11 protein-coding genes and 1 pseudogene are annotated in these 14,011 nt (G+C 73.1%); 11 read left to right on the forward strand and 1 reads right to left on the reverse strand.

What is annotated here, in order from left to right:
- The 3 genes and pseudogenes from DSY14_RS22625 to DSY14_RS22635 all read left to right on the forward strand — a co-directional run.
- Nucleotides 1-496, forward strand: a pseudogene (locus tag DSY14_RS22625) (CRISPR-associated protein); the annotation flags it as partial.
- Complete coding sequence (locus tag DSY14_RS22630) at nt 493-1,242, forward strand: hypothetical protein (protein WP_211718632.1); 750 nt, start codon at nt 493-495, stop codon at nt 1,240-1,242. The pseudogene DSY14_RS22625 and the gene DSY14_RS22630, both read left to right, overlap by 4 nt.
- Nucleotides 1,242-3,452 (forward strand): TIGR03986 family CRISPR-associated RAMP protein, encoded by a 2,211-nt coding sequence (locus DSY14_RS22635; protein WP_211718633.1) that lies wholly within the window; start codon nt 1,242-1,244, stop codon nt 3,450-3,452. The genes DSY14_RS22630 and DSY14_RS22635 overlap by 1 nt, the downstream gene beginning before the upstream one ends.
- Nucleotides 3,453-3,499: 47 nt before the next feature.
- Here DSY14_RS22635 and DSY14_RS22640 read toward each other — a convergent pair whose 3' ends face one another.
- Nucleotides 3,500-4,663, reverse strand: coding sequence for a hypothetical protein (locus DSY14_RS22640; protein WP_211718634.1), 1,164 nt, complete (start codon nt 4,661-4,663; stop codon nt 3,500-3,502).
- 362 nt (nt 4,664-5,025) lie between these two features.
- On the opposite strand from DSY14_RS22640, the gene DSY14_RS22645 reads away from it, so the two are divergent.
- The 8 genes from DSY14_RS22645 to DSY14_RS22680 form a co-directional block, all read left to right on the forward strand.
- Nucleotides 5,026-5,409: a hypothetical protein gene (locus DSY14_RS22645; protein ID WP_211718635.1), complete on the forward strand. Its 384-nt coding sequence runs from the start codon at nt 5,026-5,028 to the stop codon at nt 5,407-5,409.
- Between the two features lie 76 nt (nt 5,410-5,485).
- Nucleotides 5,486-7,573, forward strand: a complete 2,088-nt coding sequence (locus DSY14_RS22650; RefSeq protein WP_211718636.1) for a CRISPR-associated protein — start codon at nt 5,486-5,488, stop codon at nt 7,571-7,573.
- Nucleotides 7,574-7,685: 112 nt separating this feature from the next.
- A complete protein-coding gene (locus DSY14_RS29490) occupies nt 7,686-8,498 on the forward strand; it encodes an alpha/beta fold hydrolase (RefSeq protein ID WP_211718637.1) in 813 nt (270 codons plus the stop codon).
- 32 nt (nt 8,499-8,530) lie between these two features.
- Nucleotides 8,531-9,253 (forward strand): alpha/beta hydrolase, encoded by a 723-nt coding sequence (locus DSY14_RS29495; RefSeq protein ID WP_211718638.1) that lies wholly within the window; start codon nt 8,531-8,533, stop codon nt 9,251-9,253.
- Nucleotides 9,234-10,835 carry an alpha/beta hydrolase gene (locus DSY14_RS22665; protein WP_374224042.1) on the forward strand — a complete coding sequence of 534 codons (1,602 nt, stop codon included), beginning with the start codon at nt 9,234-9,236 and terminating at the stop codon, nt 10,833-10,835. Before DSY14_RS29495 ends, DSY14_RS22665 begins: the two co-directional genes overlap by 20 nt.
- Before the next feature lie 182 nt (nt 10,836-11,017).
- The gene (locus tag DSY14_RS22670; protein ID WP_211718639.1) at nt 11,018-12,526 is read left to right on the forward strand and encodes an alpha/beta hydrolase; all 1,509 of its coding nucleotides are present in this window, start codon (nt 11,018-11,020) and stop codon (nt 12,524-12,526) included.
- Between the two features lie 242 nt (nt 12,527-12,768).
- Nucleotides 12,769-13,254 (forward strand): hypothetical protein, encoded by a 486-nt coding sequence (locus DSY14_RS22675; protein WP_249188306.1) that lies wholly within the window; start codon nt 12,769-12,771, stop codon nt 13,252-13,254.
- 251 nt (nt 13,255-13,505) lie between these two features.
- A partial coding sequence (locus DSY14_RS22680) for a VOC family protein (RefSeq protein WP_211718640.1) occupies nt 13,506-14,011 on the forward strand: 506 nt, incomplete at its 3' end.

Here is a 14,011-nt window from a genome sequence, read left to right on the forward strand (position 1 = left end):
CCCCGGACCGGGGGAGGGCACCGGGCCGCCCGCCCCCCGACCGGCGCGGATCCGCCTGCGAGCCACCCCCGTTCTGACCGGCGGCGCACCGCTGACCACCACGCGCATGACCGTGGACGCCCTGTTCGGCGACGCCGTGGACGGTCGCCTGTTCACGACCGACCTCCACTGCGGTGGCACGGCCGAGGCCGTCCTGGACGTGCCCGAACCCGACGGCGCGGTGTGCGGTCTGCTCGCGCTCCTGGTACGGGAACTGGTCACCGTCCCCTTCGACACGCTCGGCGCCGGTGAGGGCGTCGGGCATGGTCGCCTCCTCGTCACCCGCGCGGCCCTGGTCGTCCACGGCGGCCCCGACCGTTCCATCACCCCCGACGGCGGTGATGGAACGGTCGACCTGACGGCGGCGTTCGACGACCCCGACGGGCGGGAGGGCCGCCTCGTGCGCGGTTGGCTGCGGACCCTGCACACCCGGCTCACGCAGGAGGGACCGACGTGAACGTCCACGCCCACGAACCGCCCGACCCGGTGGGAATCCGTGTCGACCGGCTCACCTCCGGTCAGGTCGACGCCGTCCTGACCGACGTGTTCGTCCACGGCCGTCGTTGCCGGGTCCTCGACGAGGCCGCGGCCGACGTACCCCCCGGACCACAGTGGCTCCTGGCCGAACTCGGCGACGGACGCATCACCGGCGCCTGTCCCGAGGACCGCTGGCGGCGCTCGGACCAGCCGCCCACCGCCCACCTGTCCGCGCCGCCGCCGGACCCCGACACCGACCGGTGGCGCATCCTGGAGGTGCTCGTCTTCGCCCCGCACGCCCAGGTCCGGCTGGGGGAGGGCGCCGCCTCCGGCTGGATCGGCGTGGACACCCCCGGTGATCCGCCGCCCTGGCTCCGCCCCCGCGACCGCTCCTTCCTGCTCCTGGGGTGGGCCGGGAGCGAGCCCCGCCGAGCCCCGGAGACGGACGCGCCGATCTCGATCACCCGCGAACCCTCGGGCACCCAGGCCGTGCTCCCGGTGGCCTGGACCGACTTCTCCGGCCGTCTGCGCGCCCTGTCCCGGCCGGATCGGACCGCCCTGGAGAGCACCGGTACCTGGCTGACCGTCCGGGAGTACTGGGCGGCCGACCCCACCACCGGCGCCGTCGGTGTGGCCTTCCACCGGCTCACCGGCATGTGCGCGGGCACCAAACCCACCGGACCGGAGTTCGACGTGGGCACCGGGGACAGGATCGAGGAGCGCTGATGGTGGACCCCCGACACGTCGCCCCGCGCGTGGTCCCCGACCGCGCCGGGCCCCCCGCCCACCATCGGGCCACGGCGCCCTACGGGCTCGTCCGGCTGGCCGAGACCCCCGTGCCCGCCTCCGTCCTGCACCCCCACCACGACACCGACGCCCTTCTGCGCTCTCACGAGCGCACCGTCCCGGGCACGCACACCGGTTGGATCGACCTCACCCTGACCACCCTGACGCCCACGTTCGTCGGCCAGACCCGCGACGGTGGCGGGGTGACACGCTCGGCCCGACTCCCGTACGGCGACCGTGCGCTGCCCACCGTCCCCGGTTCGACCCTGCGTGGTCTGATCCGCAACACCGTCCGCATGCTCACCGGAGGGGAGACCGGGCCGGTCAACACCCCCATGCTGTTCTTCCGCGCCCCGGTGCGCATCGACCCCGACGGCTCCGCGGGGGCGCGGTCGACCCGGACCCGACACGTGACGGCCCGGCGGCACGCCCACTACCGTCGGCGCCGCGCCGGACTGCGCACAGGGCAGGGGTTCCTGTACCGCTCACCGGAGGACGGGCGCTGGTACGTCGTGGAGGTCGCCGCGACCGCGCTCGCGGCCGAACCGGGGCGCGCGCTCAAGGTCTCCTTCCCCGTGCTGCGCGAGAGCGTGGCCACCTGGGACTTCGGCGTCGAGGACTTTCCCGACCCGCCGCGCGGCGCCGCCTACGTGCCCACCGCCCACGCCCAGCACGGACGTCTGCAACACCGCTGGGTGTACGCGATCCACCACGAACGGGGCGTGGTCGCCGTCGCCCCCACCGAGGAGGAGGCGCGGGCCCACGCGGCGGTGCGCACCCGCCGCGGCGGGGTGATCCCCGCGCTGTTGGTGTTGACCGGCGCGGCGGCGGGGGAACGGCGCAACGCCTACCTCTTCCCCCGGCCCACGGAGCTGGACGAGGGCCGCCACCGGGTGCCGGAGGCCCTGCTGGAGCTGTTCGAGTCGGCCGAGCAGATCACCGACTACCAACGGAAGGCCTTCCCCGCCACGCTGTCGGCGGACGGTGGCGACCCGGGCCGACCGCCGGTGGCGGGGACCCCGGGAGGCGGGCTTCCCCGGTACGGCCCCGAACCGGTCTGGTTCGACGCGGACGCCTCCGGTCGGGTGGTGTCCTTCGGCCGCTCGGGCGGCTACCGGATCGCGGTCGGTGACGACGACCCCGTCCGCCGGGCCCTGCCCCCCGAGGTCGCGGGCCCCCAGCACGGCGACCACGACCTGGCCGAGCGGGCGGGGCGCACCGTGGACGTGTGCCGCGCGATGTTCGGAGATACCGACGTGTTCGCCGGGGAGGCCGGCGCGCTCAAAGGGCGGGTCCGGTTCGGCAACGCCGTCGCCGCGGACACCGACGCCGACCTGACCGACCCCGCCCATCCCGACGGAACGGTGCTGCGGGTCCGCCTGTTGTCCCCGCAACGCGGCTGCTTCGCCAACTATCTGGTGCAGGGACCCGGTGCCGCGCAGGGGGACCGTCCCGACATCGTCACCTGGTCGCACGAGGGGGACGTGCGACTCGGCGGCTACAAGGTCTACCTGCACCGGCACCGCGCCACCGACGGCCCGCACCCCTACGACGCGCGCGCCCGTGAGGAACTGGGGGTGGAGCTCCCGTTCGCCGAGGGGGAGGCGTCCCCGCCCGGCCCCACCCAGCGGGACGTCGTGCCGCTGCGGGCCGGCGTGGTGTTGCGTGCGCGGATCACCTTCACCAACCTCACCGACGCCGAGCTCGGCGTTCTGATGCGGGCCCTGCTGTTGGACAACCCGGTGGACGGCGGTGACCCGACCGACCCCGAGCACGCGCACAAGGTCGGGATGGGCAAGTCGCTGGGGATGGGCAGCGTGCACCTGCGCCCCGAGCTCCACCTGGTGGACCGCGGAGCCCGCGCCGCCGACCTGTCCCTGCGCCCCGACGCGGGGGTGGTCCGCGCCTCCGAAGACCGGGTCCGATCGTTCCTGGACGCCTTCTCCACCGCTCTCGTCGGCCATCGTCTCTCCGGCCCCGCGAGCCCGGAACGGTGGCGCGAGGTCGACCAGGCCGGCGACGTGTGCCTGGCGACCCGTTGGCGGGGACGCCTGCCGTGGGAGGACACCGCGGTCATGTCCCTGCGGCGGTTCGCCGAGTACCCGGTGCTCCCTTCCCTGGTGGAGCGGTTCCGTCGGGCGCCGGGATGACGCGCACGCGGTCCGGCGGCACCCGCGCGGGCCCGGGGCGACACGGCCTACGGTCGCGACCCCGGCCGGGAACCGTCGATGGTCTCGGCGAGGGCGTCCAACAGGTCGGCCCGCAGGTCCGGGTCGTCCTGGGCCCCGTGCCACCGCTCGGGGACGGCCGGGCCCCGGGTCAGTGACCGCCCGAGAAGGACGTCGAGCGTGCCCCGCGGGTCGGCGCCGAAAGCCTCCCGGTACGCGCTGGCCTCGGCGGTCAGCTCGCGCCCCAGCCAGGACAGCCACCGCCGTTCGGCCACGCCCAGGACCTCGCGCCGGGGGCGGTCGTCCTCGTCCGGTCGGGGCGCGGGAACGGGGTCGTAGGGAGCGCTGCGGGCCCGTCCGCGCGCCTGCTGCACCAGAGTGAAGTGGCCGGGCATGAGCGTGGCCATCCGGGACAGGACACCGGTGAGACGGCGGGCCACGTCCTCCCCACTGAGTTCGGGGAGCAGTCGACGCAGCAGGAGTCGTCGACGCTGGTCGGGGGTCCGCCCGGGGTCGGCGTCCCGGCCCGAGGCCAGCTCGGCCATCTTGCGCAGCAGGTAGTCACCGGTGGCCGTGGAGACCAGGGGAGGTTCGGAGGCACCGCCGAGCCGGCGCCCGCGCAGGTCGGCCACGGGCACGACGCTGCCGTCCTCGGTGAAGGAGACGGACTCACCCGACGTGATGTCCTCGGGCAGGTCCGCGGCGGGGTTGCCCCATCCGGCGGTGAGTACCAGCAGGGCCAGGGCCTCCTGCTCGACCACGTCGGTGGCGACCCGGGCCACGTCACGACGCTGGGCCCAGCGTCGGGGCCGTTCGGAGAAGGCGCTGCGGTCCTTGCCATGGGGAGCGGGGTGCGGATAGACCCGGCGCAGGTTCTTGTACGAACGGTCTCGGCGGACGTCGTCCAGTGCGTCGCGCAGCCGGTGCGCGGCGGTGCGGTCCACCCCCTCGGGGGAGGGCAGCGCCCGGGCCATGCGCAGCGCGATCACCCCGTGCGGATCACCACCGTGCTCCGGGCACGGGCAGTGTTCGACCCACAGGTCGATGTAGTCCCAGAACTGCTCGGTGTGACCGGCGCAGCCCTGAGCGGTTCCGTCTGTGGAGCAGGGGCCGCATCCCAGCGCGCGGGTGAACACGCGCAGGAAGGTGGCCGACCCGTACAGCTCCCAGGCGGAGCAGTGGTGCTCGCTCACGAACTCTTCTCCCCGGATGGTCCGGGGCCGGGACGCTTCCCCAGCCCTTCCGGGGAAACGCGTGCTCGAGTCGGGAGCGGTGGTCGACACTCCTGCGTCAACGGGAGGTCACCCAACAAAATAGGCCCTCTGTGTGCGGAAAGTCAATTTTTGACGATCGCCACTAAAAGACCGAAACGTATTCTTGATTCTATTATCGGGCATAAGAAATCAGAAGTCACATAAACAACACGGGTCGCTCTTGCGGTCCGGTCGCGCGGGTGTCCGAGAGACTGCGATGAAGGCCTGGGAGCGGGGTACGTCGCACCGGTCGGACGCCGCCGACCGGAACCGGAAGGTGAAGGACACAGGAGGTCCGACGTATGAGGGTGATCAACCTGACACCGCACGAGGTACGGGTGGTCGACGCGCAGGCGCGGGTGATCCGTACCTGGCAGAGCGCGCCCCGGCCCGCCAGGGTCGAGACGGACCGGGTTCGGCTGCACGTGCTGGACGGGATCCCCCTGCTCTCGGAGGAGCGCACCCGCGCCGCCAACCTGCCCGATCCCGAGGACGGCGTGTGGTACATCGTCTCTTCCGTGGTCAGCTCCGCCCACCCCGAGCGCCGCGACCTCCTGGTCCCCTCCGACCTGGTGCGGGACGGCAAGGGGGTGGTCACCGCCTGCCGATCCTTCGTCATCACGTCCGGGTCCGCCCACGAGGGTGCGGCGGCCCGAACACCCCCGCGACCCCCGCTTCCGCGATGAGTAGGGTGAGAGCGCCGCCGAACGCCCGGAAAGGACCGAGGAACGGTCCCTTTCCCCGGGCGCGGGAAAGGACTCCGTGGACGTACCCAGCACAGCCGTCGTCCTCGTGGGGCGCAACCCCACCCCCGCGCTCCTGGCCTCGCTGACGCTGCCCGTCCACCACGTGCTCCTCGTCAGCAGCGACGGCACCGTGCCCGTCGCCCGCCGCGTCGCCGCCGCGGTGCACCACCTGCGCGACGACCGCTCCGCGCGCGTCCTCGCCATCGGCGCGGACCCCCACGACCCCGACGCGGTCACCGCCCTGCTGGACCGGATCCGGGAGGCGCTCGCCGGAAGACCCTGGTACCTGGACTACACCGGCGGCACCAAGATCATGAGTGTGGCGGCGGCTCTGCACCACGAACGCGCGCACCCACCCGAGGCCCACCGCCTGCGCCGCTACCTCGCCCCGCACAGTGCCCCGCCCGAAGGCCTCGGCGTGGACCTGGCGACCCTCGCCGGGATCCACGGCGCGCGCTGGGAGGAAGAGGACGACCCCCCACCGGTGCGTCGCTACCTCGCCGGGGGCGAGGCCGCCCTGCGCCGGGCCCACCCCCGGCTGCCCACTGGTGAGATCAACGGGATCATCGCCGAGGGGCGTGTCCTCTCCCATCTGCGCCTGCTCACCCGCGGTCGACCCGACACCGAGGTCCTGGGCGCGCGCCGCGTCGTCGACCCCTACCGGCCCGGTGGCTCCATCGCCGACTTCGACGTCCTGCTGCGCCACCGCCACCGGGTCCTGTGCGTGGAGGTCAAGAGCCGCGCGGAGGACGTCGTGGCCCGGGCCGGTTGGACGGTGGCCAAGGCCCGTCGGGTCTTCGGTGGGGCCACCCGCGTCCTCTTCGTCCACACCGGGCCGATCGTGGACGACCTGCGCGAGCGTCTCAGCGCCTACAATCCGGCCCTGTCGGCCCGCAACGTGCACGTGTGGCACGCGGACGCGTTCCTGGAGCGGGTGACCTCCTTCGACGCCCTGTGCCGCGCTTTCCTCCCGGCCCTGGGCGACGAGCATCCTCGCTCTCCGGCCTCACCCGAACCCCTGGCCCCCCGGCCCTCGCCGCCCCGGCACCCCGAGGTGGGGGAGGAGCCCCTGCTCGTCACCCCGTTGGGCGGTAGCCGGCTGGGCGCCCTGACCGCGTTGCACGCCCACCGGCCCTCCCGGGCGCTGGTGCTGCCCTCCAAACAGAGTCTGCGCGCCAACGTGAGCGAGGCCGCGGCCCGCACCCTCTACGCGGTCGAACGCCCGGGGAACCCGACCCCCGACGCCGACACCCTGCGCGCGGAGGGGTACCGGGACCGGGTGCGTCTGGCCGCCGACCCGGTCGACGGGTTCGACCCCGAAGCCGTCGCGGCCGCCGTGGGCGCGTGGATCACGCGCGAACGCGACGGCGCGCGTCCCGTCGTCGTCGACTTCACGACCGGCACCAAGGCGATGAGCCTGGGACTGGCCAAGGCCGCCCTCAACGGTGGAGCCTGCGCCACCTACCAGTCGGCCCACGACCGGTCCGTGGTGTGCCTGCGCCACGGACGCCACCGCCTCGGCGGTCGGGCGGGTCCGGACTGGTCCCTGGTGCTCGGCGGGTACGCGCCGCTGGAGTCGGCGTTGGCCACGAAGGTCGAGGGGCCCGCCCTCGACCAGGTCGACGTCGCACTGCTGGACCTGGCCGCCCGCCGGCTCGCCGCGGCGGCGTCGGGCCCCTGCCGCGTGTGGTGGGACCCGACCCTGGCCGACGGCGAGGCCTTCCTCACCGCACGGGAACGGCCCACCCTGGTGCTGGCCTTCGGCGACCGCGCGGTGGGTCTGGCCGCCCCCGCCTGGCGGCGACGTCGCACCCCTGACGGGCCTCCGCGTGAGGTGAGACCGGGGGCCTGGGCGCAGAGCGTGTTCGCGGCCACCACGCACCTGGGTGTGCGCTGTGACGTGGCCGGGACCCTGCTCGCGTTGACCCGCCCCGGACGTGACGTGACCCGGGCCGGTGAACTGGTGGACTGGATCGCCGAGGGCACCTCCGGGGAGGGCGGTGCGCAGGGGATCGCGTTCGGTGATCCCACTCGGCCACTCGTGGTGGAGGTGGACCCCGCGCGACCTCCGGCGCTGCTCGACACGGACGTCGGCCTCCTCTGAGGCGCGGGTTTCGCGGCGATTCGTCCTCTTCATTGCCGAGGGACGGACAACCGCCGGGTCACGTGGTCCGCCCTGGGGATGACGACATTCCCGCCACGAACGGAGCCGCCGCGTGCGGTGCGTACCCGCCCTCGCCTCGACCTCGGTGGCCCTGGCCCTGACGCTGACCGGCTGCACCGCGGACGCACCGGTCGCCGAAGCGGACACCGCCACGGAGGAGGAACGGGCACCAGACCTGTCCCGCTTCCAAGGAGGGCTGTCGACCTGGGACGCGTGCCTCGAGGAGGAGCACGGGGACGACCTCCTTGCATGGGGCGCCGACGAGGAATGGTCGCACGCACGGGAATGCTCCGTCATGACCGTCCCCCGCGATGACACCGATCCCGAACGCGCGGACGTGGAGATGTTCGTGATCCGCCGGCCGGCCGAGGGTACGCCCGAGGAGTACCGGGGTTCCCTGGTGCTCAACCCCGGCGGCCCCGGTGTGAGCGGCGTCGACATGCTCACCTGGGAGACGTTCACCCCCGACATCCGTGCCGCCTACGACCTGGTCTCCTTCGACCCGCGCGGGGTCGGCGCGAGCGCCCCCCTCCCCTGCGAGGGCGAGCAGGACGAGGTGGCCGAGACCGCGTGGGAGAAGGCCCTGGGCTGGGATTCCCACCCCGACGACGAACTCCGCTTCGTGGGCCACTCCTACGGCACCCACCTGGGTGCGCTCTACGCCGCACTCTTCCCCGAGCACGTTGGAGCCATGGTGCTGGACGGTGGGGTGGACGGCGCACTCGACCTGCCGCGCATGGCGGTCGAACAGACCGCGAGCTTCCAGAACACCTGGGAACGCTTCGTGGCGGACTGCGCCTGCCCCTGGACGGCTCGCTCGACCAACTGCGCCCCCACCCGGAGGCCCTGGACCGAGAACCGCTGATCATCGACGAGGCCGTCCTGTTCGACGAGACGGTGGAGCTCGACGGGAACGTCGTGGTGGGCCTCATCGTCCGGTCCCTCTACCAGGAATGGATCTGGAGCGACCTCGCCGAGGCCCTGACCGCCCTGGTCGATGAGGACGACGAGGAGATCCGCCGCCGGTTCCTGTGGTTGTGCTCGATCCTCGACATGGGAACAGAGGAGGACGCACGGATCAACCAGACCAGTGCGATGTTCGCGGTGGAGTGCGCCGACTCCGATCAGCCCGTCGACCTCGACGCGTACCGCGCCGCGGCGGAGGACGCGCACACGGCGTCCGAACCGTTCGGCTCGGGCGTCGTCTGGTCCGCGATGGTGTGCGCGCACTGGGTGGAACCGGCGGAGACCGTCTCCGAGTACTCCGCCTCCGACGTCCCACCGATCCTGGTGATCGGTACCGCAGGCGACCCGGCCACACCCTATGAGTGGTCACGGCGGCCGGCCGACCGGCTCGACGGCGCCACCCTGGTCACTTATGAGGGCGCCGGGCACGGGGTCTACGGCTTGGACCTGAACACGTGCGTCGACGCGGTGGTCGACGCCTACCTCCTGGAGGCGCCGTCCCGGCCGACGGTCACTCCTGCGCGCCCGAGTAGCGCCTCTCGTGCAACCGGACACGTGCGGCGTCCCGTCCCATCACCGGTGCGCCATGATGGCGTCGGGGCGCGGCCGTCGCGGACGTGTCCGGTAGGCGGAGATGAGGACGAACGTGCGTGACACGGGAGCGATGGCCTGCGTGGCCGTCGCGACGCTGCTCCTGGCGGGGTGCGCTCCGTCGGCGTCGGACGGGACCGGGGCGGAGCCCGGGGACGTCGACTGGAGTGCCTGCTTGGACGAGAGTGAGCTGGAGGAGGTTCCCACCTGGGGCGGCGACCCCGACTGGTCGGCGACCCTGGAGTGCGGGACCCTCGCCGTCCCCCTCGACCACGCCGCACCCGACGGGGAGACCGTGGACCTGGCCTTGGTGCGCCGACCCGCCGAAGGGCCGGCCCACGAGAGGATCGGCTCACTGGTGGTCAACCCCGGCGGCCCCGGGGAGTCGGGGGTGGCCATGCTCGACTTCCCCCTGTTCGACGATGCGGTCCGCGGCGCCTTCGACCTGGTCTCCTTCGACCCGCGCGGGGTCGGCGACAGCGGTGGTTTCGCCTGTGGCGACTGGTTCGCGATGGACGACGCCCGCCGTGCGGTCGAGGACCCCACGAAGGTGACCGATCCCGAACTCGACGCCCTGGAGGAGACCGCCCGCGCCTACGCCGACGCCTGCGTCGAGGAGGTCGGCGCGGACTTCCTCGCCCGCATCGGCACGGTCGACGTCGTGCGCGACCTGGACCTGATCCGCCAGGCCCTGGGCGACGCAGGGCTGACCTACGTCGGGTTCTCCTACGGGACCCACGTCGGGGCCCTCTACGCCGACCTGTTCCCCGACACCACCCGGGCCCTGGTCCTGGACGGCGCCGTGGAGACCGAACGGGCCAACGTGGAGATCGCCCTGGACCAGGCCTCCGGGTTCCGCGAGACCTGGGAGCTGTTCGTCGCCGACTGCCTCAACTGGGGCGAGTGCCCCTTCTCCGAGGTGGGGGAGTCCGAGGACGAGATGGTCGCCCTGGCCGACCGACTCGACGCCGACCCGCCGCGCACCCACGGCATGGCGGTCGACGGCCCCACCCTGCTGGCGATGGTCTCCCTGGAGCTGTACCACGAGGACGCCTGGCCGGGCCTGGCCCGGACCCTGGCCGCCTTGGACCGCGATCCGCGAGGGGCCGACGCCCACCTCGACGCCCTCTACGACGCCACCTTCGGCCTCCAGGAGGACGACGGACCCCGCGCCGACGAGGAGGACGAGGACGGATCGGGCCCCGACGACCCGACCGCCGTAGAGCGGGACGAGGAGGCGGCGCTGACCGCGATCAACTGCGCCGACCGCGACGATCCCACCGATCCCGAGGTCTACCGGAGGGCGGCCCAGGAGGTCGCCGCGGACTCTCCGCTCTTCGGCCCCGATCTGGTCTGGGAACAACTGCCCTGCGCCTACTGGGTGGAGTCCGAGGAGACCCCCACCGGCTTCACCGCGCCCGACGCGCCACCGATCGTCGTGATCGGCACCGTCGGCGATCCGGCCACCCCCTACACCTGGGCCGAGGAGCTCACCGACCAGCTCGACTCCGCCGTCCTGGTCACCTACGAGGGAGCCGGTCACACCGTGTACGGCTACGGGGAACCGTGCGTGGACGCCGCCATCGACGCCTACCTCCTGGACGAGGAGGTACCGGACCCGGGACTGTCCTGCCCGCGCGCGTGAGCGTCGTATCCGACCAGGTAAAACACCTCGGAACGGACTGTTGACCCTGGTGACGGCATGTGCACCGCCCATCCGATCCCACTCACTCAGAGTATGGGGAGTCGAGAATTCGACTACTCGGTGTGAGGGCGGGTGTGCGGGTGCGGGCGAGAGGACGGCTGTGCGGTGCCGGAGTGTTGGCGATGGTCCTGACCCTCACACCCGGAGCGGTCCTCGCCGACGTCAAGGACGGACCCCACCCCTTTCACGGGCAGCAGATCGACTGGGAACCGTGCCTGACCCCGGACGAGATCGCCGAGACCGGCGTCGGCGAGGGCGACCCGGACTGGCTCCCCCGACTGGAATGCGGCACCGTCACCGTCCCGGTCGACCACGGTGATCCCGAGGGCGAACTCCTCGACCTGGCGCTGATCCGCCAGCCCGCGCAGGGGCCGCGCCGGGGCTCGCTCGTGTTCGACTTCGGTGGCCCCGGGGTCTCCGGGGTCGACACCTTCCTCGGTGGGCCCCTGCCCCTGGGACGCGGCGTCCGCGAGAACTTCGACCTCGTCTCCTTCGACCCCCGCGGCGTGGGCGCCAGCGGGGGCTTCACGTGCCGGGGCCACGCCGACCTGGATCGACTGCTCACCGAAATCCGTCGCCTGGACCCCGACGACCTGCCCGAACGCGCCCTGCGGAAACTGGAACGGGTGGCCCACGCCTTCACGGTCGGCTGTGTCGACGCGGTGGGCACGGACTTCCTCGCCCACATCGGCACCGTCAACGTCAGCCGCGATCTCGACCTGGTCCGCGACGCCCTCGGCGAGGCCCGACTGGACTACGTGGGTTACTCCTACGGCACCTCCATCGGCGCCCTGTACGCCGAGATGTACCCCGAGCGCGCCGGTGCGCTGGTGCTGGACGGGGCCGTGCCGATCGACGGTGACGTCATCACGGACACGGTCGAGCAGGCCGTCGGGCTCCAGACCGCCTGGGAGTCCTTCGTCGCCTACTGCCTGGACGCCGCACCGGAGTGTCCGTTCACCGGAATGGGAACCGCCGCCACGGAGATGGAGGACATCCTGGCCGGTCTGGACTCCGACCCGTTGCGTGTGGACGATCGTCCCCTGGACCGGTACGGCCTTCTGGACCTGGTGCGCGGTTCGCTCCACACCGAACAGCTGTGGCCCGGGACCGCGCTGTTGCTCGCCCGCTTGGCCGAGGGGGAGCGCGGCGGGTTCGTCCCCGACTACCTGGCCGGCCTGCGCGGCGACGTGGCCGATGATCTGCCCGGTGCGGAGGAGGCCGCGTACGTGGCGGTGCGCTGTGCCGACCATGCCCGTCCCACCGACACCGATGCCTACCTCCAAGGCGCCCGCCGCGCCGAGGAGGCGTCGCCGCTCTTCGGAGGCGCCGAGGTGTGGCGGATGCTGCCCTGTGCCACCTGGCCGGACACCGAGGTGATGCCGACCGGGGTGAGCGCTCCGATGGCCCCGCCGGTCCTGGTCGTGGGGACCGTGGGCGATCCGGCCACCCCGTACACGTGGGCGCGCGAGCTGACCGAGCAGCTGGACTCCGCACGCCTGCTCACCTACGAAGGCGGGGGTCACACCGCCTACGGGTCCGGCCGCGGCTGTGTCGACGACGCGGTGGAGGCCTATCTTGTGCGGGGTGTGCTTCCGGCCGAGGACACCACCTGCCCGGCCGAACGCTGACCGGTCGCCTCCGGGGCGGCCGGAAAGCGCGCCGCGATCGACAGGAGGGTCGGTCCGCCCACGACCACGGCCATCCCCAGGTGCCCCGGGGCTGCCGGTCCGGCGCTCTCCGTCGACCGACCCCGAACCCGCCCCGGTTCCTCTGGAACGGCCGTCGGTCTCCCCGTGCGAGGGGGTCTCGTGCCGCCCCGCCCCTGTCAGACTCGGACACGATCAGGGAAGCCGATCGTGAGGACGGTGTCATGGCGGTGCGGGCAGAGGACGCGGGGGAGTCGGGCTCGGAAAGGGCCCCCACAGGGGACGGTCCGGGACGGACCGCACCCGTCTGGCTCGGCCTCGCGGCCGCCGCCGCAGGTCTGTTGCTGGGCGTCGCGCACCTGCTGGTCACCGGCTGGTTCGCGGTATCGGGGCAGCAGGAGTTCTCGGTGGGTTTCCTGGTCTGGATGGTCGGCCCGCTCGTCGTCACGCTGGGGCTCGCCGCCGCTGCCATCGCCCTGGTGCACCCCGGGGCGCACCAGGCCCCGAGGCGCGGGCCGCTCTGGGTCACCGGCTCCGCCGCGGTGCTCTGTCTTCTGCTCGGCCTGTTCGGGTTCTCCTCGCTGTTCTTCGGCGCGAGCGCGGCCTCGCTCTTCCTGGGGCCCGGTCCCTACGCGCTGCCCGGGGCGGTGCTCTTGGGCGCTCTCACCCTGAGTGCGTGGACACGGCGGAGGCGGGCGGTGCGTCCGTGAGGTCGCTCCGTTCCGCCTGCCGGAACCGGCCGGGGATCGGCCGGCCAGGGGGGTGAAGCGCCGGGAGAAGGCGGCGCGGAACAGTCCGGCTCGGTCCGCGGACGTACACGAACGGCATGTCCGGCAGGTGCGGGAGGACCGTGTCCCCGCCCGGACCTTCTGATCACGGGCGCGGCTTCGGGGTTGCCGTAGTGACGCGCCACGGCCTTACTCGGTGAGGTGAGGCCGACCTCAGCCATGAAGGCCGTGGCGTGTACGACCAGCGACCCGGGTTCGACCATTTTCCGCACTGGGTGCCCGATGTGGGGGAGGCGGCTCGGCGGTACACCGACGCCGGTTTCCAGAACGGTGTCCGGCGGTTGGACGAGCGCTACGTCGAGCTCTTCACGGTGCTCGATGACGCCGCCTACGGAACCGGTGTCTTCGGGCGGGCCCTGACCACCCTGCGCCCGGCCATCGAGGACGTCGCCACCCGCGGCGGGGCGATGACCTTCGCGGTCGACGTCACCGACGCGGCGGCGAGCGCCCAACGCCTTCGCCTCGCCGGACACCACGTGGAGGGGCTGCGGCGCCGGCGGGCGGTCCAGGACGAGGCGATCGCCACCGCCGGGGAGCTGCTCACGTGTTGGCCGCGGGTCGAGCAGCGGCGGGTGCCGCGGATGACGGTGCTGTCCAGGTGTGCGCCCGCGGTCGCGGTGGAGCGGCGGCGAGGACAACCGGACCGCTATGACCGGGGTCGGGTGGCCGAGGTGGCGGC

Origin of the sequence: Nocardiopsis sp. MG754419 (assembly GCF_018207095.1) — a bacterium.
GTDB lineage: Bacteria > Actinomycetota > Actinomycetes > Streptosporangiales > Streptosporangiaceae > Nocardiopsis.